Here is a 24,050-nt window from a genome sequence, read left to right as displayed (position 1 = left end):
CAAGGCTCTCCTTGACGGCGTCACACGCCACCGAAACTGCCGGCCAGGGTGCCCATGATCAGCGCCCAGCCATCGACCAGGACGAACAGCATGATCTTGAACGGCAGCGAGATGATCAGCGGCGACAGCATCATCATACCCATGGCCATCAGCACGCTGGCGACCACCATGTCGATGATCAGGAACGGAATGAAGATCATGAAGCCGATCTGGAATGCGGTCTTGAGCTCCGAGGTGACGAAAGCTGGCACCAGGATGGTCAGCGGCGCCTGGTCGGGGCTGGCGATGTCGGTGCGCTTGGACAGGCGCATGAACAGGTCCAGGTCGCTTTGCCGGGTCTGCGCCAGCATGAAGTCCTTCAACGGCCCCTGGGCCTTGTCGATGGCCTGCTGGGCAGTGAGCTGTTCGTTCAGGTAGGGCTGCAGGGCATCCTGGTTCACCCGGTCGAACACCGGGGCCATGATGAACAGCGTCAGGAACAACGCCATCCCGGTGAGCACTTGGTTGGAGGGTGTCTGCTGCAGGCCCAGGGCCTGACGCAGGATGGAAAAGACGATGATGATCCGAGTGAAGCTGGTCATCAGGATGACGAACGCCGGGATGAAGCTCAGCGCCGTCATGATCAGCAGGATCTGCAGGCTGACCGAATACTCCTGCTGCCCGTCCGGGCCGCTGGACAGGGTGATGGCCGGCACCGACAACGGGTCGGCGGCCACCGCCAACGGCGCAGCCAGCAGCAGCGCAATCGGCAACAAAGTGCTCAACAGGATGCGCAGAGCGCCACTCATCACGTCTTGTCCTTCTGGTCCTTGCCCATCAGCTCGAGCAGCCGCTGGGCGAACTCCGGCGTGGCCGGGCGGGCACTGGCGGGCACCTCCACCGGTTCTGCCAGCACATGCAACGCCTCGATGCTGCCGGGGGTATGGCCGATGAGAATCTGTTCCTTGCCCACTTGCACCAGAAGCAGACGGTCACGCGGGCCGATGGCGCGGCTGCCGACGATATCGATCACTTGGGTGCCGCGCGGCGTCGCGCCTTGCATACGGCGCAATAGCCAGGCGAGGAAGAAGATCAGGCCGACCACCAGCAGCAGGCCGAAGACCATCTGCGCCAGTTGCCCACCGAGGCTGCCAGGGCTGGCCGGCGTCGGCGCGGCAGGCTGGGCTGCCGCGATCACCGCCTCGCTGGCCAGCAAGGTACCGAGGGCCGTCAGGCCCCGCATCGCGCCTTTCACTCAGCGCAGCTTCTTGATGCGTTCGCTAGGGCTGATCACGTCGGTCAGGCGGATGCCGAACTTTTCGTTGACCACCACCACTTCGCCGTGAGCGATCAGGGTGCCGTTGACCAGCACGTCCAGCGGCTCGCCCGCCAGACGGTCGAGCTCGATCACCGAACCCTGGTTGAGCTGCAGCAGGTTACGGATGCTGATCTCGGTGCTGCCCACTTCCATGGAGATATTCACCGGGATGTCCAGGATCACGTCCAGGTTCGGCCCTTCGAGGCTGACGTTGTCGCTGGGCCGCGGGGAGCTGGCGAATTCTTCCATGGGCAGGCGGCCAGCGCCTGGCTTGCCGTTGTCGGCCGCCAGCAGCGCATCGATGTCGGCCTGGCCGGCGTCGCCGGTCTCCTGCAGGGCAGCAGCCCACTCATCGGCCAGGGCCTGTTCCTCCGGGGAGGTGATCTCGTTTTCGTTAGCCATGATGTCCTCGACAGGCATTCAATTCGGAATTAGCGACCGGCACGCCGTCAGCGGCGTTCGATCGGGTCGATGATCTGCAGCGACAAGGTGCCCTTGTGCGAGCCCAGGCGCGCCTTGAACGACGGCACACCGTTGGCCCGCAGCACCAGGTGCTCGGGCAGCTCGACCGGGATCACGTCGCCGGGCTGCATGTGCAGGATGTCGCGCAACTTCAGTTGGCGACGGGCCACGGTGGCCGACAGCGGTACGCTGACGTCCAGCACGTCCTCGCGCAGAGCCTTGACCCAACGCTCGTCCTGGTCATCCAGGTCGGACTGGAAGCCCGCGTCGAGCATCTCGCGCACCGGCTCGATCATCGAGTACGGCATGGTCACGTGCAGGTCACCGCCTCCGCCGTCAAGCTCGATGTGGAAGGTCGACACCACCACCGCCTCGCTGGGGCCGACGATGTTGGCCATGGCCGGGTTGACCTCGGAGTTCATGTACTCGAAGTTGACCGGCATGATCGCCTGCCAGGCTTCCTTGAGGTCGACGAAGCACTGATCCAGGACCATGCGCACCACGCGCAGCTCGGTCGGGGTGAACTCGCGCCCCTCGATCTTGGCGTGACGCCCGTCGCCGCCGAAGAAGTTGTCCACCAGCTTGAACACCAGCTTGGCGTCGAGGATGAACAACGCAGTGCCGCGCAGGGGCTTGATCTTGACCAGGTTCAGGCTGGTCGGCACATACAGCGAATGCACGTATTCGCCGAACTTCATCACCTGCACGCCACCGACCGCCACGTCGGCGGAGCGACGCAGCAGGTTGAACATGCTGATGCGGGTGTAGCGGGCGAAGCGCTCGTTGATCATCTCCAGGGTCGGCATGCGTCCGCGGACGATCCGGTCCTGGCTGGTCAGGTCGTAGCTCTTGACGCCGCCGGGTTCGCTGGCGCTTTCGGTTTGTACCAGCCCATCGTCGACGCCATGCAAAAGGGCGTCGATTTCATCTTGGGACAGCAGGTCCTGCACGGCCATCTGGGGCTCCTACTGCAATACGAAATTGGTGAATAGCAACTGGTCGATGACCGGCTTGCCGACTTCCTTCTGTGCCACTTCCTGGACCACCGCGGTGGCCTTCTGGCGCAGCATCTCCTGGCCCACCGAGCTGGCGGCCAGGGTGTCGAAGCCTTGACCGGAGAACATCATCACCAGGTTGTTGCGAATGACCGGCATGTGCACCTTGAGGGCATCCAGGTCGGCCTGGTTGCGGCCCTGCAGGGTGATGCTCACCTGCATGTAGCGCTGGCGGCCGTTCTGGTTGAAGTTGACCACGAAGGCCGGGGCCAGGGGCTCATAGATCGCCGCTGGCTTGGCGTTGGCCTGGGCGGGATCGGCCTCGGGGGCCGACTCGCTCTTGTGCATGACGAACCAGGTGGCGCCCACGGAGAGGCCGACCGCCAGGAGCAGGGCCAGCACCAACAGCAGGATCAGCTTGAGTTTGCCTTTTGTGGCGGGGTCTTTGACTGCTTCGCTTTTCGCCATGCCAATAATCCGTCGTCCATCGGGGTTTCAAGGGAGGATGACGGGGGTTGAGCAAGTGTTATGCCAGATTTGATGCGGTGCCTATCCGGCGGATGGCAGGTCCGGCCCAATCGCTGGCAAGCCAGCTCCCACAGGGTGTGGTTGGCGCTGCACCAGTGGAGCCGGCTTGCCGGCGATTGCGCCGGATCGAGCCTGGAAGGAATGTCAGGCGTAGTAGTCCACCGCACTGTCGCCGATGACCACCTGCTGCTCGACAGGCCGCGACGTTTCGGCCACCTCACCCTCCTCCCCGCCACCGGCCATGGCCCGTCGCGCCGCGACCCCGGACAGGTTCGAACCGTCCTGCTGCCCCGACTGTTGCTGCTGCCCCCGAGACTGGTCGGCGACATTCACATCCGGCTGCGCCAGCCCTTGCTGGGCGAACAGTTCGCGCAGGCGATGCACCTGGCTGTCCAGGGCATCACGCACACCTGCATGGCCACTGATGAAGGTGACTTGGGTGGACTGGTCCGTCGCGACATTGACGCGGATGTCCAGGCGGCCGAGTTCGGCGGGCTCGAGCTGGATATCAGCGGACTTCAGGTTCTGGCTGGACAGGTACATAACCCGGTTCACCAGCCCTTCGGCCCAGGCGTTCTGGTTCATCGGCAGCGGCTGGTGCAGCGGGCTGGCCGGCACGGCATTGGCGGTTTTCGGCGTGGCGGCCTGGGTCAGGCTGGCCAGGCGGTCGGCAAAGTCATCGACGCGGGTGTCGCTGCCGGCACCCTTGATGTCCGTCAGGCCATCTTCGAGCAATTCGCCGAACGCCTTGTCACCCGGCTGTGACTGCCCGCGCTCGGCCTCCACCGGGTCGACCAGGTTCGCCAAGGTATTGACGGAGGCTTGGCCATCCTCGGCCTGGGCCGCATCGCCTGGGGTGGCAGCATGGGCGGATGTCGTACCCTTGGCCTGGGCCGTGTGTTCCAGGGCCAGGCGCAGGGTCGGCAGGTTGGCCAGTGGGTCTGCCTCGGGATCGAACGGCTGGGCATCCGCTTGCTCTTCGGGCAACGGCTGCGCCGGTAACTGCGCAGCCGCCTGCAGTACTGGCGCCACCGCTTCGGCCTGGGCCTGGATCAACTGCGCACCGGGCTGCGCGTCGGTGACCTGACCAGCCACCAGGCTGGCATCGAGGGAACTGCTATCGGCCGTGTCTTGCGCCGAGCCGGCAGTTGGCAAGCTATTGCCGGCTTCGGCAACCGGTTGCGCTTCCTTGGGCTGTACATTGCCGCCAGCGGCATCGTCACGCTTGTCCTTCGGCTTGGCCTGGGCTGCCTTGTCATCATGCCCTTGGCGCGCCATGACCTGGTCGAAGCCTGCCCCCTGATTGCCCGCCAATTGCGGCTTGTCGGCCGCTGCAGCGCTGGCGCGCGTCGGTTTGGCCAGGGCATTGGCTTGCAACAGTGGGTTGGGTGCGACAGGCATTGAAAGGTCTCCGCGCCGGAAATCGTGGAATCGTCCAGGCAAAGACAGGCAAGACTCGCGCCAGGTTTGTTCAGCCGGCGGAAATACGTTGTCGCTCACCGCGATAGAAGCGCTGCACCTCCAGGTATTCCTGGTCGATACGGTTGATCAGGTCTTCGATCCCGTACAAGGGCCGCTGCCGCACCCGTTCCTCGAGCTCGCGGCACAGTTCAGCGAGCCCAACAGCGCCCATGTTGCTGCTGCTACCCTTGAAACTGTGCGCGGCCTGGCCCAGCTCCTCGGTGCTCCTGGCCCCATGCAGCTGGTTAAGGCGCCGCTCGGAATCCTCGAGGAAGGTCTCCAGCAGTTGCAGGTAACCATCCTCCATGACCTCTTGCAGATCCGCGAGGATCTTCTGATCGATGTGCATGTCAGTCACTTGTTCACTCCTTGATCAAGCTCGATTGTAGCGTGCGCAGGGCCCGCGCCGAACACTTACCAGCAGAATACCACTCGCGCGCAACGACCGCCTTCCAGCCATTCGGCGCCCTGGCAGAGGCTGCGCACCAGTTGTACGCCTCGCCCACTCAGCCCTTGCTCGGCAGGCTGGAGGGACATCACCCGCGCCACGTCGAAACCCGCGCCACTGTCGCGTACCTCTACCGTCAGACGCCCACCTTCAGGCAAGGGTTCAACTTCCAGGTCGATGCGTACGAAGCCATCCAGCGGTTGCCCCAGGCGCAGGTTACGCTGGCGGTAATACTCGGCGAAACCCTGGGCGTTGCGCTTGAGCCGTGAATCCAGGCCCAGCACGCCATGCTCCAAGGCATTGGCGTACAGTTCGCTGAGCACGGTATGCAACAGCCCGCCGCTTGGCCGCAAGCCATGGACTTCCTGCAGCAGCTGCACAAGGTATGGCACGGGATTGAAACGTTTCAAGCTCTCGGCCTGCAACTCGAAGTGCAGCGACCAATTCAGCGGGCTGCCATGGCCATTGTCGGCGTAGTCCGCCGGTATCGGCCCGTGCCGCTGCGGCTCGATCATGCCGATGTCGCACAGGCTGATATCGTCCCGCGGGCGCCCGCCGAAACGCTCCAGGGCCTGCATGATGTCATCGAGCAGGCGAGCCGAGTCACCCTTGCCCGCCATGACCTGCTGCAGGCGCGACACCCCGAACAGCTGGTCCTGGTCGTCACACGTATCGACCACGCCGTCAGACAGCAACAGCAATCGCTCGCCGACCGCCAGCGGCAACACCTCGGTACTGTCGTCGAACCGATCAGGCGCCAGGATCCCCAACGGCAGGTGACGGGACACCAGCGGCGCCAATACCTCACCGGTGGCCGACAGGTGGTAGGCGTCCGGCATGCCGCCATTCCACACCTCCACCCGGCCGCGCTCGAAACTCAGGTTGAGCATTACTGCGCAGCAAAACATGTCTACTGGCAAGATGCCCTTGAGCTTGGCGTTCATCTCGCGCAAGGTGTGTGCCACGCCATAGCCCTTGGCGCTCATGCCATAGAACACTTCGGCCAGCGGCATCGCACCGATCGCCGCAGGCAGGCCGTGGCCGGTGAAATCGCCGAGCAGCACCTGCATGTCACCGGAAGGGGTATAGGCGGCCAGCAGCAGGTCGCCGTTGAACAAGGCGTAGGGCGACTGCCGGTAACGGATGTTGGGCGCACGCAGGCAACCGGAATGGGCTACCTTGTCGAACACGGCCTTGGCCACGCGCTGTTCGTTGAGCAGGTGATGGTGATGCCGGGTGATCTGGTCACGTTGCTCCAGCACCGTGGCATGCAGGCGACGCAAGCGATCCATGGCGCGGATCTTGGCACCCAGGATCACTGCACTGTAGGGCTTGGCCATGAAATCGTCGCCACCGGCTTCCAGGCAGCGCACCAGCGCGTCTTCTTCGTTCAACGAGGTGAGGAAGATGATCGGCACGAAGGCCTCGCCGGCGAGTGCCTTGATCTGCCGCGCCGCTTCGAAGCCATCCATGACCGGCATCAGCGCATCGAGCAACACCAGGTGGGGACGCTGCTCGGCGAACATTGCCACGGCCTGGGCGCCATTCTGCGCGGTGAAGACTTCATGCCCCTGGCGCCGGACGATCTGCGCCAGCAAAAGCCGGTCCGCCGCGCCGTCCTCGGCAACCAACACGCTCAGCGCCCGTTCGGCCGGCATGATGGGCTCAGCTGATATCGAACAGTTTTTCGAAGTTGGAGATGGCGAGGATCTTGCGCACGTCAGGGCTGGTGTTGATCACGCTGATGCAGGCATCTTCGCCGCCTTCGTGGTCACGCAGCAACAACAGCATGCCCAGGGCGGAGCTATCGAGGTAGGTGGCTTCCCTGAGATCGACGACCACCGAATGCGGCCGCACGGGCTGGCGTTCGTAGGCATTGCGAAACTCCTGATGCCTGCCGAAATCGAAACGGCCCTTGACCTTGATCGTCAGTTTTTTCTCGTCCTGTGAAAAATCGGACTCCACAGCCATGCCAGCGATTCCTTCGATGAAGATGGCGAATACGATCCTAGAAGGTGTAGCAGCCGGGCCTGGTGTCCGCAAGTTGGGTTTGCGGGGGCCTTGCGGGCCCCATCGCGGGACAAGCCCGCTCCCACCAGGCCTGCGCTGTTTTCAGTGACACCGCCGTACCTGTGGGAGCTGGCTTGCCAGCGATAGGACCGGGGCAAGCAACTCAAGACAGTTGGCTCCCACAGGTGCTCAGCCGCCTTGGCGGGCTGCGAAATTCTGTGGGAGCGGGCTTGTCCCGCGATGGGGCCGAAACGCGTTACAGATGCCGCTCGCGCGGCAAGCGCTGGGACAACTCATCCAGCAACTTCTGCTCACGCTTGTCCTCGGCGCGTCGGGCCTCGTCGTGGTAGCGCTGCACCAGCTTGCGCAGGCCTTCCACCCGGGCATGGGCCTGTTGCCAGGTGTCGCGGGCATTGTTGAGGTTGTTCTGGTGCCAGGTCAGGCTCTGGCGCTGCTGGGTCATGGCGGTTTCCAGCTGGCCCAGGAAGCGCTGGTAGTTGACCAGCCAGTTGCCGTTCACTCCTTGCCCACCGCGGTCAATCCACTGCAGCTGGTAGTCCTCGCGAAAACGCTCGAGCTCGGCCAGCTTGGCCTGGGCCAACGCCACCTGCTGCTGGAAATGCCCCAGGCGCTGAGCGGCCTTGCGCTCGGCCTCCTCGGCCATGTTCACCACCGGTGCCAGACGCGCGGCTCGACTGGGCAGGCCCATGATCTATCAGCCTCCCACGGGCGCGGCGAAGATGCCGTGAAGCTGCTCGCGGCTCTGTGTCATGCCGACATCTTCCTGCAAGCCCTGGCGCAGGAAGCCCACCAACCGCGACTGCAAGGCGATGGCCTGGTCGGTTTCCGGGTCACCGCCGGCGACATAGGCCCCCACGCTGATCAGGTCGCGGCTCTGGGACAGGCGCGACCACAGCTGCTTGAACTTCTGCGCCTCGCGCAGGTGCTCGGCATCGACCACCTGGGGCATGACCCGGCTGATCGAAGCCTCGATATCGATGGCCGGGTAATGCCCTTCTTCGGCCAGCCGCCGGGACAGCACGAAGTGGCCATCAAGCACTCCACGCGCCGAGTCGGCGATGGGGTCCTGCTGGTCGTCGCCTTCGGACAATACGGTGTAGAACGCGGTGATCGAACCGCCCCCGGGCTCGCCGTTACCTGCCCGCTCCACCAGCTTGGGCAGCTTGGCGAACACCGACGGCGGGTAGCCGCGGGTGGCTGGCGGTTCGCCGATGGCCAGGGCGATTTCCCGCTGCGCCTGGGCGAAACGGGTCAGCGAGTCCATCAGCAACAACACGTTCTTGCCCTTGTCGCGAAAGTACTCGGCGATACGCGTGCAGTACATGGCTGCGCGCAGGCGCATCAAAGGCGCATCGTCGGCGGGCGAGGCTACCACCACCGAGCGCTTGAGCCCTTCTTCGCCAAGGATATGCTCGATGAACTCCTTCACCTCGCGGCCCCGTTCGCCAATCAGGCCGACCACGATGATCTCGGCTTCGGTGAAGCGGGTCATCATCCCCAGCAGGACGGATTTACCGACGCCGGTACCGGCGAACAGGCCCAGGCGCTGGCCTCGGCCGACGGTGAGCAGGCCGTTGATGCTGCGAATGCCCACGTCCAGCGGCTGGCTGATCGGGTCGCGGTTGAGCGGGTTGATGATCGGGCCGTCCATCGGCACCCAGTCCTCGGCCTTCATCCCGCCCTTGCCGTCCAGGGCGCGGCCAGCACCGTCGAGCACCCGCCCGAGCATGCTCATGCCCATGGGCAGGCGACCACCGTCATCCAACGGCACCACACGGGCGCCCGGGGCGATGCCGGCGACGCTGCCGACCGGCATGAGGAAAATCTTCGAACCGGCAAAGCCCATCACCTCGGCCTCGACCTGGACCGGGTGATGGCTGTCATCGTTGATCACCAGGCAACGCCCGCCCACGGCCGTGCGCAGGCCCTCGGCCTCCAGGGTCAGGCCGACCATGCGCAACAGGCGGCCTTCCACGATCGGCTGGTCCGGCAGCTTCACCGCCCCGGCATAGCTGCCGAGGCGCTTGGCGAAGCTGGTGCGTTCAAGACGCATCGCCGTGCTCCAGGTCGACCGAAAGGTCCGGCGCGGCCGGGTGCAGACCTTGCTCGTGCAACTGGTCGAACAATTGCGCCAAGGCTTTCTCGGTACGCGTTTCCATGGTCGCGTCGATGCGGCTGTGCAGCGTCTCGATGCGGCACCCCCCTGGCAGCAGGGCCTCGTCCTCGAGCAGTTTCCAGCGCTCCTCGTGACGCTCGCGCAGGGCCTTGACCTGCTCGAAGTCCTGAGGATTGAGGTGGATGCGGATGTTCTCGGCGCCCATCGGCAATAGCTTAAGCGCCTCGCGCAGCACGTGGGTGATCTGGCTCGAATCGATGCGCAGCTCACGGCCGATCACCTGCCGCACCATGTGCGCCACCAGGTGAACCAGGCTCTTTTCGATCTGCTCGTCCTGCTCGGCAATCGGCTCGAGCAGGTGGCCCATCAGCCGCTCCAGGCCTTCCAGCTTGGCCGCCAGGGCTGCTTCGGCCTCCTGGCGTACCTTCAACTGAGTGCTGTGAAAGCCCTCGCGCTCGCCAGTGGCGAAGCCTTCGTTGTAGGCCTCCTGGCGAATGGCCTCGAGTTCCTCGAGGGTCAGCGGCTGGACTTCCTCCAGCGGCACTTCCTCGATTTCTTCCTCGACGGCCTCAGGTTCAGGCTCGGGTTCCGGTTCAGGGTCCGGCTCCGGATCGAAGCTGGGCAACGCCCAGACATCGACGCCCTCGAGGTCACGGGCGCGGATCAGGTCGCTGGGGTGGGATTCTTTGGTGGGCATGTTCTTCAGATACTCATCAACGAGCAACGCAATCCTGTGTAGGAGCGGCCTCGCGCCGCTCCTACAGGGGGCTGGATCAGATCATTTCCTCGGCGCCCTTGCCGCCGAGCACGATTTCGCCCGCCTCGGCCATGCGTCGTGCAATGGTGAGGATCTCCTTCTGCGCCGTTTCCACGTCGCTGACCCGCACCGGGCCCTTGGCCTCCAGATCGTCGCGCAGCAGCTCCGAAGCACGCTTGGACATGTTGCGGAAGATCTTGTCCTTGACCTTCTCGTCGGCGCCCTTGAGCGAAACCACCAGCACGTCGGAGGACACCTCGCGCAGCAGCGCCTGGATGCCACGGTCGTCGACGTCGGCCAGGTTGTTGAAGACGAACATCAAGTCTTCGATCTGCTCGGACAGATCGCCATCGATCTCGCGGATCGAGTCCATCAGCTGACCTTCCACGGAGCTGTCCAGGAAGTTCATGATGTCGGCCGCCCGCTTGATGCCGCCCAGGGTGGTGCGCGCGGCGTTGGAGTTGCCGGAGAACTGCTTCTCGAGAATCTGGTTGAGCTCCTTGAGCGCCGCCGGCTGCACCGTGTTGAGCGAAGACACGCGCAGGATGATGTCCAGGCGCACCTTGTGGTCGAAATTGCTCAGCACCTCGCCGGCCTGGTCGGGGTCCAGGTAGGCGACCACGATCGCCTGGATCTGCGGGTGCTCGTAGCGGATGACGTCGGCCACGGCACGCGGCTCCATCCACTTGAGGCTGTCCAGGCCGCTGGTGTTGCCACCGAGCAGGATGCGGTCGATCAGGCCGTTGGCCTTGTCCTCGCCCAGGGCCTGGTTGAGCATCTTGCGGATGTAGCCGTCCGAACCCACGCCCAGGCTGGTCTGGTCGCCGACGATCTCGACGAACTCGCTCATCACCTGCTCGACCTGCTCACGGTGCACGTTGCCCATCTGCGCCATGGCTACACCGACCCGCTGCACTTCCTTTGGCCCCATGTGACGCAGCACCTGGGCGGCGTCGGTCTCGCCCAGGGACAGCAGAAGGATCGCCGCCTTGTCGACGCGGCTCAGCTTGGCGGTAACGGCTCGGTTGTCACTCATCGGCGTTGATCCACTCTTTCACGACCTGGGCCACGCGGCCCGGGTCTTCGGCCACCAGGCCCTTGATTGCGTTGAGCTGTGCTTCGTAGCCCTCGCTGGGGCTAGGCAACAGAATGCTTTGCGGGCCACCGAGGGTGACGCGGTCGTTGGCCAGTTCGCCATCCAGACCGATCATCCCGCCCAGCTCCATGTCGCTGTCGGTGGCGGCGGCCTGCTTGCCACCGCCGGTGATGTTGTTGAGCACCGGGCGCAGCACGCCGAATACCAGCACCAGGATGAACACCACGCCCAGCACCTGCTTGACGATGTCCCAGAACCACGGCTGCGAGTAGAACGGAATGTCGGCCAGCTCCACGCCACGGTCGGCGGAGAACGGCACGTTGACCACGGTCACGCTGTCGCCGCGGCTGGCATCGAAGCCGACCGCGTCCTGCACCAGGCGAGTGAAGCGCGCCAGATCTTCGGCGCCCCAGGGCGCACGGGTGGTCTCGCCGGTAGCGGCATCGACCTTGACCTGGTCGTCCACCACCACCGCCACCGACAAGCGGGTCAGGCGCCCTTGTTGCTGGCGGGTATGGCTGATGGAACGGTCCAGCTCGAAGTTCTTGGTGGTCTGTTGACGTTTGTCGGCCGGGTACGGCGCGAGCATCGGCTGGCCGGTGGCGGGGTCCATGATCTGCTGGCCATTGGCATCGACCAGCGGTTGCCCAGGCTGGATCGCGCCCGCAGGCGGTGCGGCGGCCGTGGCGTTTTCAGGGGCCGCGGCACCGGCTGGCGGCTGGTTGCTCAGGGCACCCGGCACACCTTGCGGCGGCTGGCTGCTGGTGCGCTGCTCGTTCACCGACTGCTCGCTGCGCAGGGCCGGCTGGTCGGGGTTGAACTGCTCGGAGGTGGACTCCACCGCGCTGAAGTCGACATCGGCGGACACCTCGGCCTTGTAGCGGTCGTTGCCCAACACCGGCTGCAGGATGTTGTGCACACGCTGGGTCAGCATGCCTTCCATGCGGCGGCTGTAGTCGAACTGCTTGCCGGCCATGGTCAGGGCAGTGTCCTGCAACTGTTCGGACAACAGATTGCCCTTTTGGTCGACCACGGTAACTTGGGACTTGTCCAGCTCCGGCACACTGGTGGCGACCAGGTTGACGATGGCCATTACCTGCCCGGCTTCCAGGGCACGGCCTGGGTACAGCTCGACCAGTACCGATGCGCTGGGCTTGCGCTCGTCACGCACGAATACCGAGCTCTTGGGGATTGCCAGGTGCACGCGAGCGGCCTTGACGTTGTTCAGGCTCGAGACGGTACGCGCCAGTTCGCCTTCCAGGCCACGGCGGTAGCGGGTGGCCTCCATGAACTGGCTGGTGCCCAGGCCTTGCTCCTTGTCGAGGATCTCGAAGCCGATGTTGCCATCGCTGGGCGCAACGCCTGCGGCCGCGAGCTTCATGCGCGCGCGGGACAGGTCGTCGGCCTTGACCAGCAAGGCACCGGAGTTGGGCTCCACGCGGTAACCGATATCGGCCGAGGCCAGCGTATCCATGACCTGCTTGGCGTCCAGGCCCGCCAGGCTGCCGTACAGCGGCCGGTAGTCCGGCTGCTGCGACCAGAGCACCACGGCGAAGCCGATCGCCACGCTGGCGGCCAGCCCGACCAACAGGCCGACCTGACGCAGCATGGGCATCTGCGAGATGTTTTCCAGGAACGCCATGCCGAACAGCGGCGGCTTGGCCGCTGGCGGACCGCTCTTGGCGGGGGCGTTATCGACGACTGCTTCGGCCATGACTCACCCTGCCCTCAAACCGGCATCTGCATGATGTCCTGGTACGCCTGGACCAGTTTGTTACGCACCTGGGTCAGGGCCTGGAACGATACGGAGGCTTTCTGCGAAGCAATCATCACGTCGGTCAGGTCGACACCGCTCTTGCCGATCTCGAAGGCGTTGGCCAGCTGCGAGGATGCCTGCTGGGTCTCGTGCACCTTGCCGATGGCCTGGCCGAGCATGTCGGCGAAGCTGCTCTGGCCCGGGGCCAGCTCCGGCGCGGCAGCGATCTTGGGCTGGGACATGGCTTCGGCCTGCATGGCACGCATGTCCAGCATCAGACGATTGAATTCAACACCTTGGGTCATGGATTTCTCTCTCCGGCGGCCGCATTTTTTTGACGCTCATGCAGCGAATGGGCTGGAACTAGCAACAAGAGTGCCAGCCCTGCAAAACTTCCAGCGGCAAGCTGCAAGTAACCTCCTCGACTCCGAGGGCAGCACTGCACCCGTGGGAGCCGGCTTGCCGGCGATTGGGCTGCGTAGCAGCCCCAATGTGCTTGCTTGCGGCTTATGGCTCAGCCGTACAGGCTGGCCTCGACGTCGAACCCGGCATCACGCATCTGCGCCAGCTTGTAGCGCAGGGTACGCGGGCTGATTCCCAGCCGTTCGGCGGCCTCCTTGCGCCGGCCCCGCTCGGCACGCAGGGTGTCGATGATCATCTGGAATTCGTGGCGACGCATGTCATCGCCCAGCCCGCCCGGCTCGGCAGGCGCTTCGTTCACGGCGTGCGTCGGAATAGGCAGGGGCGCCGACAGGGGGATGACACCCGCCAGACAGAAATCCGCCGCCTCGATCACCCCGCCCTGCTGCAGGATCAAGGCCCGCTGCAGGGCATTGTCCAGCTCGCGCACATTGCCCGGCCAGGCATGCCCTTGCAGGCAGGCCCGCGCCTCGACCGACAAGCGCACCGGGGCATGTTTCATCTTCGCCACGTGACGTGCCAGCAGGCGCTCGGCCAACGGCAGGATATCGGCGCTGCGCTCGCGCAACGGGCGCCAGGCCAGCGGGAAGACCGACAGGCGATAGTAGAGGTCTTCACGGAAGCGCCCGGCGGCCACCTCGCCTTCGAGGTCGCGGTTGGTAGTGGCCAGCACGCGGATGTCCAGGGTAATCGGCTTGCGCCCCCCCACCCGCTCGACCTCCCGCTCCTGCAGCACACGCAGGAGCTTGGCCTGCAGGCCCAGGGGCATTTCGGAAATCTCGTCGAGCAGCAAGGTGCCGCCGTCGGCCTGTTCGAACTTGCCCGCCTGGGCGGCGATGGCACCGGTGAAAGCTCCCTTCTCGTGGCCGAACAGGGTCGCCTCGAGCATGTTGTCGGGGATCGCCGCGCAGTTGATCGCCACGAAGGGCTGCGCCGCACGGGGCGATTGCTGGTGGATGTAGCGTGCCAGAACTTCCTTGCCGGTGCCGGACTCGCCAGAGATCAGCACGGTGGAATCGCTGCGCGCCACCCGCGCCGCCAGCTCCAGCAACTGCCGGCTGGCCGGTTCGCAGGCCACCGGCCCCTCTTCGTCCGTACCGCCCACGCGGCCGGCAGCGTGACGCTCCACCAGGCTGATCAGCGCCTTGGGCTCGAACGGTTTGACCAGGTAGTCGACGGCTCCTTGACGCATCGCCTCGACTGCCCGTTCCACGGCCGCATGGGCCGTCATCAGCAGCACCGGCAGCTGCGGATGCAGGCTGCGTAGCTGCGCCAACAACTGGTGCCCATCCATGCCCGGCATGTTCACATCACTGACCACCAGGCTGAATGCCTCGCCGGCTACCGCTTCGAGCGCTTCTTCGCCACTGCCCACGGCGCGGTAGGCGAAACCGCCGATTTCCAGGGTATCGCCAAGCGCCTGGCGCAGGACACGGTCGTCCTCCACCAGCAGGACCTTCACGGCCATCACACGACCTCCCCTGGCCGACCGTCGATCAACGGCAAGACCACCTGCACGCACGTGCCGCGCCCGACCTTCGAACGAATACCCAGGTTGCCCTGGTGCGCACGCACCACGGCCTTGACCACCGCCAGGCCCAGGCCGGTGCCGGTAGTCTTGGTGGTGAGGAAAGGCTCGCCCAGGCGTGCCAGCAGGTCGGCATCGATGCCGCTGCCGGCATCACTGACGCACAGGTGCAAGGCCTGCCCGCGGCGATACAGGTGGACCTTGAGGCGCGCCGGACCCTGGCTGGCCTGCAAGGCGTTCTCGATCAGGTTGAGCAGGGCACCGACCAGGGTGTCGCGGTTGCACAGCAGCTCACCCAGATGGCTGTCGCACTGCCAGCGCACCGCATGCCCCTGGACATGGGCCTGAGCTGCCTGTTGCAGGGCCTGGAACAAGGCCTTGGGGCTGATGCGATCACCCAGCGGCAGCTCGCCACGGGCGAACACCAGCATGTCGCGGACCTGGTGCTCAAGCTCATGCAGGCGCTCTTTGAGGTTACCGGCAAAGCGTTGCCGGGTTTCCTGCGGCAGCTCCTTCTCGCCATCGGCCAGGTGGCTGGCATAGAGCATCGCCGCCGACAAGGGCGTGCGAATCTGATGGGCCAGGGAGGCGACCATGCGCCCCAGGGACGACAAGCGCTCGTGGCGCGCCAGCTGGTCTTGCAGGCGACGGGTTTCAGTCAGATCGTTGAGCAACACCAACTGCCCGGGCTCGGCATCCAAAGAACGGGTGGCGATGGACAGGCGTCGGCCATCGCGCAGGGAGACTTCGTGACCGTCATCCTTGCGCGGCGCGAAACTGCGCGCGATCACCTGCCGCCACAGCTCACCCACCAGCGGTTCGCCGAGCAGCTCGCAGGCGGCCGGGTTGGCCTCGCGCACGTAGCCCTGGGCATCGATCACGATCACCCCGCCGGGCAGCAGGTCGAGCAGGTTCTGCAAGCGATTGGCCAGGCGCTCCTTCTCGTCCAGCTCGGCCATGCGCTGGGCGCTGACCACCGCCAACTCGCCCTTGAGCTCGCTGACGCGCGCTTCGAGCAAGCTGTAGGACTCGCTGAGCTGGCTGGACACCTGGCTGAACAAGGCAAACGCCTGCTCCAGGCCCTGGCGGCTGGCCTGCTCGACCGGGCTGCGCCCGTGCGGGTCGGGAATTCGGGAGATGTGGGCGGCCTGGGGCATCGTGCTCTCTCGCGTGGCTGACCGTCATAAAACCGGTATGTTGCCAGCGATGTAGCAATAGGCGTGCCGGGTATGCGTCCCCGGGACACCCTGCTCTGACCCTATCGCCGGCAAGCCGGCTCCCACAAGGTTCAGCGTGTTCGGCCCCTGTGGGAGCCGGCAAGCCGGCCCCACAAGGTTCAGCGTGTTCGGCCCCTGTGGGAGCCGGCAAGCCGGCCCCACAAGGTTAGGCGTGTTCGGCCTCTGTGGGAGCCGGCTTGTCGGCGATGGGCTGCAAAGCAGCCCCGATTGTGCAAAAGCAACAGGCGTCAACCTTCCGCCTGGCCGTCCCCTTCTCGGCGGCTCATGCCGTACTTGCGCATCTTCTCCACCAGCGTGGTGCGGCGGATACGCAGGCGCTCGGCGGCCCGCGCGACGATGCCGTTGGCGTCGTCCAATGCCTGCTGGATCAACCCCTGTTCGAGATTGCCCAGGTAATCCTTGAGGTCCAGCCCTTCAGGCGGCAGCATCGCATGACTGGAGAAGCCCGGTGCATGGCCGTTGATCGCCGCCCGCTCTTCGAGGTCGCTGCGCAGGCTGTCGACCAGCTGCTCGTCCTCGTCATCGACGTAGCGGAATTTCTTCGGCAACTCGGAAACCCCGATCACCCCATACGGGTGCATGATCGCCATCCGCTCGACCAGGTTGGCCAGCTCGCGCACGTTACCCGGCCAGCCATGGCGGCACAGGGACATGATCGACGCCGAGTTGAAGCGGATGGAACCGCGCTTCTCGTGCTCCATGCGCGAGATCAGCTCGTTCATCAGCAGCGGAATATCCTCGACCCGCTCCCGCAGCGGCGCCATCTCGATGGGGAAGACATTCAGGCGATAGTACAGGTCTTCGCGGAAAGTACCCTCCTCGATCATGGTTTCGAGGTTCTTGTGGGTCGCCGCGATGATGCGCACATCGATGCTCTGGGTCTTGTTGCTGCCCACCCGCTCGAAGGTGCGCTCCTGCAACACGCGCAGTAGCTTGACCTGCATCGGCAGCGGCATGTCGCCGATCTCGTCGAGGAACAAGGTACCGCCGTTGGCCAGCTCGAAGCGCCCCGCACGACTGGTGATCGCCCCAGTGAAGGCCCCCTTCTCGTGGCCGAACAGCTCGCTCTCGAGCAACTCGGCTGGGATCGCCCCGCAGTTGACCGGCACGAACGGCGCTTCACGACGCTTGGAGTGGTAGTGCAGATTGCGCGCCACCACTTCCTTGCCGGTACCGGACTCGCCGAGGATCAGCACGCTGGCATCGGTGTCCGCCACCTGCTGCATCATCTGCCGCACATGCTGGATGGCCCGGCTGGTCCCCACCAGGCTGCGGAACAGGTTCGGTTCGCGCTGGCGGCCGCGCTCGCGGGCCTGGTCGTACATTTCGCGGTAGACCTGGGCACGGTGCAGCGAATCGAGCAACTGGCTGTAGCTCGGCGGCATCTCGAGGTTGAACAGAACGCGACGGCGCAGGTCTTCCGGGAACTCCGCAGAAGAAATTTCACCTAAAAGCAGAACCGGAAGGAACTCATCCCAGGTTGCCACTGTCTTAAGGAGCCCCAGCACACCGCCAGGAGCATTCACGGTCCCGATCAGCACGCACAGCACGTCACGACTCGAAGACAAAGACTCTACCACCTGCTGCCAATCTTGGCTGGAGCAGGAGAGGTTTTCTTCGCCTAGAAAATTCAGGACCACCGCCAGATCGCGGCGGCGTTCGCTGTCGTCATCGATCAGGAGGATCTTGGTTTCACGCCACATGCGTTAGCAACTTCCCTAGTCATTTCGACGCCCAAGGGCGTGTTCGACATCATTCCGACTGAAATGATTCAGTGCTCGGACGTCTGAATTTGCGAAAACAGTCACTAGTTAAGTCAAAAAACCGCGCACAGTCAAATTAATGGCGCGCGATTCTCTGTACCTGTCCAGCGTCAACTGAACAGATGGTATACCTTTGCGGCGCTCTTCGCTTGGGTGATCGCAGTCATCTCGTCGACTATCGATTGACGTTCACCACTTGCAATTTCAATTAGTTGGCGATAGACGTCGAGCAAAGCTTCGAGCTCCTCCTGCACCGCCCCCCCTTCCCCAACCTCATCCTGCAGCAGTTCATTCACCGCGTCCCGACAAGCCAGGTCCAGCTCGCCGATCACCGCCCAGTCTCGGGCCAGCAGGGCTTCGCCCAGGGCTTGGCGGGTCGCTTCGATTCGCTGCAGTGCGCTCATATCGGTGTCCTCTCGCCTTATTGCTCGGCGCTGGCGATGGCGTCCCAGCCGCTCTTGACGGTGATCATCAACTGCGCGACTTCGTCGATGATTGACAGGTCGCTGTGCAGGTTGGCTTGGGTCAAGCGGGTCGACATGTATTCGTAGAGCGCGTCGATACGCTCCACATCGGCCGGATCTTGTGCCTTTTCCTTGTCCAGGCCTTCACGCAGACCGCCAATGATATCGATCGCCTTGCCCAGCAAGAGCCCCTTCTGCGCCACATCGCCCCGGCTGATCGCGCCCTTGGCCTGCGCCATGCGATCGAGCGCACCCTCCATCAGCATCTGCACCAGGCGGTGCGGCGTGGCCTCGGAAACCTGGGCGTGGGAATTGACCTTCTGGTACTGACGAAGGGCTCTCATCGGGTGCATGGTGGTTCCTCATCGAACGGGGCAGCGAACAGGCCGGATACCCAATGGATCGGCCGTTCGCGGGTTTTCTTTAGCGGTCTTTGTTAGGGTTGTTCAAGGCATTGAGCGTGGTCATCACGCTGTCGCTGGTGCCTTTGAGCTGGGCGACCAAGGTGTCCATGGCGTTGTACTTCTTGCTCAGGGTCTGGGTCAGGGTCTCGATGCGACGATCCAGGGAGGCCTGGGACTCTTCGAGTTCCTTGAGCTGCTTGGTCAGGCTGTCCTGGCGTGTGGCGAGGATGCCACCAGCCTTCGTGTAGTCGTCGGTGGCGGCGGTCATGCGGCTGAGCAAGCCTTCCTTGCCGGTGAACAGGCCGCTGATGTCGGCGCCGTAGGTCTTGACCGCGGCATCCCACTTCTTCTCGTCGAGCTCCAGCAAGCCGGTCTTCTGCACGGTATTGATGCCCAGCTGCGACAGCGTACGCAGGCCACCGGACCCCATGCTGCGGGACACTTCGCTGCGGATCGAATTGACCAGCGAGCGCATGGTCGAATCGCCGGTCAAGGTAGCACCCTTGGCACTTTCGTCGTTAGCGCCGGTAGTGACCTTGGTTTGCGTATTGATGGCAGTCATCAAGGCGTTGTAGGCGGTCACGAACGACTGCACCGACGCCTTGAGGGTATCGTTGTTGGTCGACACCGAAAGGCTGGATTTACCGGCGGCGACCAGTTCGATGTTCACACCACTGACGGCGCCGGTGATCGTGTTGGACTTCGACTCCAAAGCCAAGCCATCGAGGGTGTACTTGGCATTCTGCGGCTTGGCGATCACCTGGGTCTCAGTCGCCAGCTCCGAATCCCCGCCCAGGGTCAGGTCGGTCCCCTCCCCCATCTTGGTGGACGAGAACACCAGGCGCGAACCGCTGGCATCGGTGACGATGTTGGCGGTGATGCCCTTCGATTGCAATTGCCCGTTGATGGTGTCGCGCGCCTGCTGCAGGGTCGCACCGGCCGCGATGCTGACGCTGTAGGTGGCATCGCCCTGGCCAATGGTGAGGGTTTGCGCCTCGCCCGAGCTGTTCACCGAGGTGGAAGTGCCGCTGTAGACCTTGCTGGCGATCTTCGAAGCGGTTGCCAGCTGGGTGACCTCAAGGGCGTAGTTGCCGGCAGAAGCGCCGTCGGCCAAGGTGATCTTGGCCACCTTGTCATCCGAGGACGTCGCGGCAAGGCCGTTGAAGCTCGCCTGGGTATTGAGCTTGGCAATGGCCGCGCGGAAGGTCTCCAGCGCACTTTTAATGGTGCCGATAGCCGACAACGTGGTGGTGGCGGTGGTGGTCTGGGTATTGATCTGCTGCTGCTTGGGCGCCTTCTCGGCATCGGCCAGGGCCTTGACGATGGCCTGGGTGTCGATCCCGGAACCAATACCACTGACGGTTGTGCTCGCCATCTTCACTCTCCTTTTTCGGTGACCGTCGTGTTTCCGACGAAAACGCGTCCGTGCTGCTTTACAACAAAAGCCGTGCCAACTCAGGCCTGGGTATCGAACAGCAGGCTGTTGGCGTCCTTGAGGTTCTGTGCCAGCTTCAACGCCACTTCGGACGGCAGCTGGCGAATGACTTCGCCGCTTTGACGGGCAATGACCTTGACCACCACCTGGCCGGTGGAGTCATCGATCGAGAAATTGAGTTGCCGCTCCGAGGCTTTCACGAATTCCTGGATGGCACTAACGGCCTGCTCGAGGACGGCACGGTCCGCAGGCGGGTCTCGCTTGTCGTCCGGCTCGCGGGCGGGCTGGACGGGCTCCTGGCGCTTGGCCGACGATGTCTCGGCTGCGGCAGGCGTTGCGTAGGACAGGCCCAGTTTCACGCTCATGTCCATGTCTGGCACCTCTTGTGAATGAAAAGACGAAAGGGGCGCGTCGCCGCACCCCTCCGTCAACTACTCGAGCGATCAGGATCAGCCCAGCAGTTTCAGTACCGACGACGGCAGCTGGTTGGCCTGGGACAGGATCGCGGTGGAAGCCTGTTGCAGGGTCTGCTGCTTGGTCAGCTCGGCGGTTTCGGCAGCGAAGTCGGCGTCCTGTACACGGCTGCGGGCAGCAGTGGAGTTTTCCGAGATGCTGTTCAGGTTAGCGACGGTGCTGTCGAAACGGTTCTGAACGGCACCCAGCTGGGCGCGCTGGCTGTCGACCTGGGCGATGGCGGCGTCCAGGGCCTGGATGGCGACCTGAGATGTTTTAGCGTCAGTGATAGTCAGGTTGGAAACGGTAGTTTCCATCGCGATCGCCTTGGCACCAGCGGTAGCACCATCCAGACCCAACGCCTCAAGCCCAGTACCAGCGCTACCGTCGGCAATGGTGATGTCTTTATCCGAGAACAGCGACAGCTTGCCATCGTCAGTCAGGCTGGCAGTTACACCGGTGCTGGCGCTGTTGATGGCCGATACAACGTTCTGAGCAGTAGAGCCTGCGGCGAACTTAACTTCAACGCCATTCAGAGTGATTGAAGTATCCTCGCTAGTTTTAGCCTCGGAGGTTCCAGCTGCCAACCCCAACTGAGCGAGCGATCCGCTCTGGGAGTTTGTCAACTTAACGTCACTTCCGTCCTTCGAGGTAACGCTAATACGACCGTCTGCGATTTTGGCGCTCGCTACGCCATTAGCACCTGCCAGTTGATCAATGACACTTTCAACAGTATCACCAGCGCTCCACTTAACACTGGTGCCGTTAACGGAAATCTCGCCATCTTTTGCCAGCAAATCCGTCTCGATAGTGGTCGAGCCAGTAGCCGCGCCTACGCTACCAGGAACAACAGCATTGTTACCAGCAGTCAGGCCTACGAGTGCCAAACCGCCAGCTGCTGGAGTACCTGTACCGTCTGCAAGAGCAAATGCTGCTTTGGACGTAATGGTCAAACCATCAGTATCGTTGTACGTAGCGGTAGCAGTTGCATCACCAGCGGTACGGAGCGCGCTTTGGATCTTAGCGGCAATATCCGCGCCCTTATCACCAGTAGTCAGCGTTACGTCTTCACCAGCAATAGTAAAACCTTTGCCATCATCGGCAGCACCTACGCCTCCGGTCATGGTAGCAGTAGCAGCCACATTTACAGTTGCAACAGCTGGCCCAGTAGTGAGCTTGGTACCCAGAGCAGTTGCAGTCAGCCCAGTCATTTCGGTGCCCGCTACAGTCGCCTCGCTGTACGAACCTTTCAGGCCAGTAGCGCTGATGTCGCTCATGCCAAACGAGATGGTTTCGTTGGCGTTGGCACCAATCTGGAAGCCAACGTTCTGGAACGAACCATCCAGGATATTACGGCCACCGAAGGTGGTGGTGTTGGCGATACGGGTCAGCTCGCCGGACAGGGCAGTGAATTCCTGCTGCAGGGAGGTACGGTCGTCATCGCTGTTCGAACCGTTGGCCGACTGCAGGGCCAGTTCGCGCATACGCTGCAGGATGGAGGTGGATTCCTGCATCGCGCCTTCAGCGGTCTGGGCGATGGAGATGCCGTCGTTGGCGTTCTTCACGGCAACGCTCAGGCCTTTGATCTGGCTGGTCAGACGGTTGGCGATCTGCAGGCCAGCGGCGTCGTCTTTGGCGCTGTTGATTTTCAGGCCGGAAGACAGGCGGGACATCGAAGTACCCAGTGCGTCGGAAGCACGGTTCAGGTTCTTCTGAACGCCCAAGGAAGTGATGTTAGTGTTAACGGTTAAAGCCATGACGAATTCCTCGTTGGATGGATACAGCGGCTTCCGGCCTTGGCAACCGCCGGGTGTGGCCTAGAGAACCTTCGTAATGGTTATCGTCGGCTGGCTCGGTTGCTTGAGGGCTTTTTGCAAAAAAAAATGCCATTACAGTGCCACCCCTGAAAAATCAGGGGGTTATGGGGAAGAAGCATGAGGACTCGGAGGCAGGGCCGGCCAATCGCGGGGCGAGCCCGCTCCCACAGGTTCACCGCCCCTCAGGACCAACGGTGAACCTGTGGGAGCGGGCTTGTCCCGCGATTTGGCCGAAAAACCCTAAGCATAAAAAAAGCGCCTGGCAGGAAACCCCACCAGGCGCTTTTTTCGACAGCCGGGATCAGTCGCGATAGAGAATCGCCGACCCCCACGAAAGACCCACACCGAAGCCACTGATGGCCACGCGCTTCCAGGTGCTATCGAACATGTGCTTCTGCAGCAGCAACGGCACGCTGGAGGACACAGTGTTGCCAGTCTCGAGCATGTCCTTGACGAACTTCTCGGGGTTCTCTTCCTCGAAGCGTCGCGCCACGGCGTCGACGATCGCCGCGCTGCCCTGGTGGATGCAGAACGCGTCGATGTCCTCGGACTTCAAGCCACTGGCATCGAGCAGCTCGTGCAAGTGCGCCGGCACCTTGACCAAGGCGAAGTTGAATACCTGGCGCCCATTCATGAAGAAGGTGCCATCGCTGACCTTCAGGTGCTCGGCACCCGAACCATCGGTGCCGAAACGGGCCTCGCCCAGCTGCCAGACCGCGTCCTCGCCCATCCAAGTGGCGGTGGCGGCGTCGCCGAACAGCATGGTGGTGTTGCGGTCTTCGGGGTCGACGATCTTCGAATACGGGTCGGCGGTGATCAACAGGCCGTTCTTCAGGCCGGTCGCCTGCATGAAGCCTTTGATGGCGTAGAGACCATAGACATAGCCGGAGCAGCCCAGCGACACGTCGAAGGCCGCCACGCGGGTGGACAGGCCCAGCTTGTCCTGGACGATGGCGGCGGTGTGCGGCAGGCCTTCCTCGTCACCGTTCTGGGTGACCACGATCAGCACATCGATCGACTGCGGGTCAAGCTCCGGATTGTTGGCGAACAGGGCCCTGGCGGCCTCGACGCACAGGTCGGAGGTTTCTTGCGCTTCATCCTTGCGCGGCAGGAAGGATGCACCGATCTTGCCGAACATGAACGCTTCGTCCTTGCCGAACTTCGCACCCTGGACGTAGTTGTCCAGGCCAGCGGTGGGCACGTAACTCGCGATGCTTTTGATGCCAATCATTCTGGCTTCCCAATGAAAACAGCCAAAGACCACCACTCGATGAATTGAGGGCGCCAAATACCGGGGCGATGCCACCGTGGGTTCGAGACAGGCCGACTACCAGGTACGCCGCTCGCACACCGGTAACAAAATGCTGCAGCAGCTGCTGCATAGAATACAGGGAAGATGAACGTTTTGACTCATTAGTCACATTGAAATGCTACGAAAGCCGTGCCAAGGGGCAGATGCGGCCTCTGTAGGAGCGGCCTTGTGCCGCGAAAGGGCTGCGTAGCAGCCCCGGCTTTTCAGCGTCACCACGGATATCGTCGGGGCCGCGGAGCGGCCCTTTCGCGGCACGAGGCCGCTCCTAC

The 24,050-nt window shown here is 63.5% G+C and carries 24 protein-coding genes; all 24 read right to left on the bottom strand.

Annotated elements, in window-relative coordinates:
* Positions 1-20: 20 nt before the first annotated feature.
* The gene (gene fliP / locus ACNFG0_RS06815) at positions 21-788 is read right to left on the bottom strand and encodes a flagellar type III secretion system pore protein FliP (protein WP_196144823.1); all 768 of its coding nucleotides are present in this window, start codon (positions 786-788) and stop codon (positions 21-23) included.
* Positions 788-1,222, bottom strand: a complete 435-nt coding sequence (gene fliO / locus ACNFG0_RS06810; protein ID WP_196156181.1) for a flagellar biosynthetic protein FliO — start codon at positions 1,220-1,222, stop codon at positions 788-790. The genes fliP and fliO overlap by 1 nt, the downstream gene beginning before the upstream one ends.
* 12 nt (positions 1,223-1,234) lie before the next feature.
* Complete coding sequence (gene fliN / locus ACNFG0_RS06805) at positions 1,235-1,699, bottom strand: flagellar motor switch protein FliN (RefSeq protein ID WP_196144824.1); 465 nt, start codon at positions 1,697-1,699, stop codon at positions 1,235-1,237.
* A 47-nt stretch (positions 1,700-1,746) separates the two neighbouring features.
* Positions 1,747-2,715, bottom strand: coding sequence for a flagellar motor switch protein FliM (fliM, locus tag ACNFG0_RS06800; RefSeq protein ID WP_084858225.1), 969 nt, complete (start codon positions 2,713-2,715; stop codon positions 1,747-1,749).
* Positions 2,716-2,724: 9 nt separating this feature from the next.
* Complete coding sequence (gene fliL / locus ACNFG0_RS06795) at positions 2,725-3,222, bottom strand: flagellar basal body-associated protein FliL (RefSeq protein WP_196144825.1); 498 nt, start codon at positions 3,220-3,222, stop codon at positions 2,725-2,727.
* A gap of 204 nt (positions 3,223-3,426) precedes the next feature.
* Positions 3,427-4,683, bottom strand: a complete 1,257-nt coding sequence (locus ACNFG0_RS06790; RefSeq protein ID WP_416764343.1) for a flagellar hook-length control protein FliK — start codon at positions 4,681-4,683, stop codon at positions 3,427-3,429.
* Between the two features lie 70 nt (positions 4,684-4,753).
* Positions 4,754-5,101 carry an Hpt domain-containing protein gene (locus ACNFG0_RS06785; protein WP_196147008.1) on the bottom strand — a complete coding sequence of 116 codons (348 nt, stop codon included), beginning with the start codon at positions 5,099-5,101 and terminating at the stop codon, positions 4,754-4,756.
* A gap of 56 nt (positions 5,102-5,157) precedes the next feature.
* Positions 5,158-6,849: an ATP-binding SpoIIE family protein phosphatase gene (locus ACNFG0_RS06780; RefSeq protein WP_416764342.1), complete on the bottom strand. Its 1,692-nt coding sequence runs from the start codon at positions 6,847-6,849 to the stop codon at positions 5,158-5,160.
* 7 nt (positions 6,850-6,856) lie between these two features.
* Positions 6,857-7,162 (bottom strand): STAS domain-containing protein, encoded by a 306-nt coding sequence (locus ACNFG0_RS06775; protein WP_196147010.1) that lies wholly within the window; start codon positions 7,160-7,162, stop codon positions 6,857-6,859.
* 295 nt (positions 7,163-7,457) lie between these two features.
* On the bottom strand, positions 7,458-7,910 hold the full coding sequence (gene fliJ, locus ACNFG0_RS06770; protein WP_196147011.1) for a flagellar export protein FliJ: 453 nt from the start codon (positions 7,908-7,910) through the stop codon (positions 7,458-7,460).
* 6 nt (positions 7,911-7,916) lie between these two features.
* Positions 7,917-9,275 (bottom strand): flagellar protein export ATPase FliI, encoded by a 1,359-nt coding sequence (fliI, locus tag ACNFG0_RS06765; protein ID WP_196147012.1) that lies wholly within the window; start codon positions 9,273-9,275, stop codon positions 7,917-7,919.
* Positions 9,265-10,035, bottom strand: coding sequence for a flagellar assembly protein FliH (gene fliH, locus ACNFG0_RS06760; protein WP_416764341.1), 771 nt, complete (start codon positions 10,033-10,035; stop codon positions 9,265-9,267). The genes fliI and fliH overlap by 11 nt, the downstream gene beginning before the upstream one ends.
* A gap of 76 nt (positions 10,036-10,111) precedes the next feature.
* Positions 10,112-11,131 carry a flagellar motor switch protein FliG gene (gene fliG, locus ACNFG0_RS06755; protein ID WP_196144930.1) on the bottom strand — a complete coding sequence of 340 codons (1,020 nt, stop codon included), beginning with the start codon at positions 11,129-11,131 and terminating at the stop codon, positions 10,112-10,114.
* The gene (gene fliF, locus ACNFG0_RS06750; RefSeq protein WP_196144931.1) at positions 11,124-12,905 is read right to left on the bottom strand and encodes a flagellar basal-body MS-ring/collar protein FliF; all 1,782 of its coding nucleotides are present in this window, start codon (positions 12,903-12,905) and stop codon (positions 11,124-11,126) included. The genes fliG and fliF overlap by 8 nt, the downstream gene beginning before the upstream one ends.
* A 14-nt stretch (positions 12,906-12,919) precedes the next feature.
* Complete coding sequence (gene fliE, locus ACNFG0_RS06745) at positions 12,920-13,252, bottom strand: flagellar hook-basal body complex protein FliE (protein WP_416764340.1); 333 nt, start codon at positions 13,250-13,252, stop codon at positions 12,920-12,922.
* Between the two features lie 209 nt (positions 13,253-13,461).
* Positions 13,462-14,835 carry a sigma-54-dependent transcriptional regulator gene (locus tag ACNFG0_RS06740; RefSeq protein WP_416764339.1) on the bottom strand — a complete coding sequence of 458 codons (1,374 nt, stop codon included), beginning with the start codon at positions 14,833-14,835 and terminating at the stop codon, positions 13,462-13,464.
* Positions 14,835-16,052, bottom strand: a complete 1,218-nt coding sequence (locus ACNFG0_RS06735) for a sensor histidine kinase (RefSeq protein ID WP_416764338.1) — start codon at positions 16,050-16,052, stop codon at positions 14,835-14,837. The genes ACNFG0_RS06740 and ACNFG0_RS06735 overlap by 1 nt, the downstream gene beginning before the upstream one ends.
* 308 nt (positions 16,053-16,360) lie before the next feature.
* Complete coding sequence (gene fleQ, locus ACNFG0_RS06730) at positions 16,361-17,836, bottom strand: transcriptional regulator FleQ (protein WP_416764336.1); 1,476 nt, start codon at positions 17,834-17,836, stop codon at positions 16,361-16,363.
* A gap of 170 nt (positions 17,837-18,006) precedes the next feature.
* A complete protein-coding gene (locus tag ACNFG0_RS06725; RefSeq protein ID WP_196156507.1) occupies positions 18,007-18,300 on the bottom strand; it encodes a flagellar protein FliT in 294 nt (97 codons plus the stop codon).
* A 17-nt stretch (positions 18,301-18,317) separates the two neighbouring features.
* Positions 18,318-18,713: a flagellar export chaperone FliS gene (fliS, locus tag ACNFG0_RS06720; protein WP_196156508.1), complete on the bottom strand. Its 396-nt coding sequence runs from the start codon at positions 18,711-18,713 to the stop codon at positions 18,318-18,320.
* Between the two features lie 70 nt (positions 18,714-18,783).
* Positions 18,784-20,139 carry a flagellar filament capping protein FliD gene (fliD, locus tag ACNFG0_RS06715; protein ID WP_196156509.1) on the bottom strand — a complete coding sequence of 452 codons (1,356 nt, stop codon included), beginning with the start codon at positions 20,137-20,139 and terminating at the stop codon, positions 18,784-18,786.
* Between the two features lie 80 nt (positions 20,140-20,219).
* Complete coding sequence (locus ACNFG0_RS06710) at positions 20,220-20,570, bottom strand: flagellar protein FlaG (RefSeq protein ID WP_416764335.1); 351 nt, start codon at positions 20,568-20,570, stop codon at positions 20,220-20,222.
* A gap of 78 nt (positions 20,571-20,648) precedes the next feature.
* Complete coding sequence (locus ACNFG0_RS06705) at positions 20,649-22,409, bottom strand: flagellin (protein WP_416764334.1); 1,761 nt, start codon at positions 22,407-22,409, stop codon at positions 20,649-20,651.
* A gap of 361 nt (positions 22,410-22,770) precedes the next feature.
* Positions 22,771-23,700, bottom strand: coding sequence for a ketoacyl-ACP synthase III (locus ACNFG0_RS06700; protein WP_196156512.1), 930 nt, complete (start codon positions 23,698-23,700; stop codon positions 22,771-22,773).
* Positions 23,701-24,050: the final 350 nt, after the last annotated feature.

The organism is Pseudomonas sp. NY15372 (genome assembly GCF_048068215.1).
GTDB lineage: Bacteria > Pseudomonadota > Gammaproteobacteria > Pseudomonadales > Pseudomonadaceae > Aquipseudomonas > Aquipseudomonas guariconensis_A.
Note: the sequence above shows the minus strand (reverse complement) of the source record. Positions and strands in the feature narration are given on the sequence as shown.

Coding starts and splice junctions, on each gene's coding strand:
- ACNFG0_RS06725 (WP_196156507.1), bottom strand. CDS start 18,300: ATGAGCGCACTGCAGCGAATCGAAGCGACCCGCCAAGCCCTGGGCGAA.
- fliD (WP_196156509.1), bottom strand. CDS start 20,139: ATGGCGAGCACAACCGTCAGTGGTATTGGTTCCGGGATCGACACCCAG.
- ACNFG0_RS06735 (WP_416764338.1), bottom strand. CDS start 16,052: ATGCCCCAGGCCGCCCACATCTCCCGAATTCCCGACCCGCACGGGCGC.
- ACNFG0_RS06700 (WP_196156512.1), bottom strand. CDS start 23,700: ATGATTGGCATCAAAAGCATCGCGAGTTACGTGCCCACCGCTGGCCTG.
- fliF (WP_196144931.1), bottom strand. CDS start 12,905: ATGGCCGAAGCAGTCGTCGATAACGCCCCCGCCAAGAGCGGTCCGCCA.
- fliI (WP_196147012.1), bottom strand. CDS start 9,275: ATGCGTCTTGAACGCACCAGCTTCGCCAAGCGCCTCGGCAGCTATGCC.
- fliH (WP_416764341.1), bottom strand. CDS start 10,035: ATGCCCACCAAAGAATCCCACCCCAGCGACCTGATCCGCGCCCGTGAC.
- ACNFG0_RS06705 (WP_416764334.1), bottom strand. CDS start 22,409: ATGGCTTTAACCGTTAACACTAACATCACTTCCTTGGGCGTTCAGAAG.
- fliM (WP_084858225.1), bottom strand. CDS start 2,715: ATGGCCGTGCAGGACCTGCTGTCCCAAGATGAAATCGACGCCCTTTTG.
- fliO (WP_196156181.1), bottom strand. CDS start 1,222: ATGCGGGGCCTGACGGCCCTCGGTACCTTGCTGGCCAGCGAGGCGGTG.
- ACNFG0_RS06780 (WP_416764342.1), bottom strand. CDS start 6,849: ATGCCGGCCGAACGGGCGCTGAGCGTGTTGGTTGCCGAGGACGGCGCG.
- ACNFG0_RS06775 (WP_196147010.1), bottom strand. CDS start 7,162: ATGGCTGTGGAGTCCGATTTTTCACAGGACGAGAAAAAACTGACGATC.
- ACNFG0_RS06740 (WP_416764339.1), bottom strand. CDS start 14,835: ATGGCCGTGAAGGTCCTGCTGGTGGAGGACGACCGTGTCCTGCGCCAG.
- fliJ (WP_196147011.1), bottom strand. CDS start 7,910: ATGGGCCTGCCCAGTCGAGCCGCGCGTCTGGCACCGGTGGTGAACATG.
- fliG (WP_196144930.1), bottom strand. CDS start 11,131: ATGAGTGACAACCGAGCCGTTACCGCCAAGCTGAGCCGCGTCGACAAG.
- fliP (WP_196144823.1), bottom strand. CDS start 788: ATGAGTGGCGCTCTGCGCATCCTGTTGAGCACTTTGTTGCCGATTGCG.
- fliN (WP_196144824.1), bottom strand. CDS start 1,699: ATGGCTAACGAAAACGAGATCACCTCCCCGGAGGAACAGGCCCTGGCC.
- fliL (WP_196144825.1), bottom strand. CDS start 3,222: ATGGCGAAAAGCGAAGCAGTCAAAGACCCCGCCACAAAAGGCAAACTC.
- ACNFG0_RS06710 (WP_416764335.1), bottom strand. CDS start 20,570: ATGGACATGAGCGTGAAACTGGGCCTGTCCTACGCAACGCCTGCCGCA.
- fleQ (WP_416764336.1), bottom strand. CDS start 17,836: ATGTGGCGTGAAACCAAGATCCTCCTGATCGATGACGACAGCGAACGC.
- fliS (WP_196156508.1), bottom strand. CDS start 18,713: ATGCACCCGATGAGAGCCCTTCGTCAGTACCAGAAGGTCAATTCCCAC.
- ACNFG0_RS06790 (WP_416764343.1), bottom strand. CDS start 4,683: ATGCCTGTCGCACCCAACCCACTGTTGCAAGCCAATGCCCTGGCCAAA.
- fliE (WP_416764340.1), bottom strand. CDS start 13,252: ATGACCCAAGGTGTTGAATTCAATCGTCTGATGCTGGACATGCGTGCC.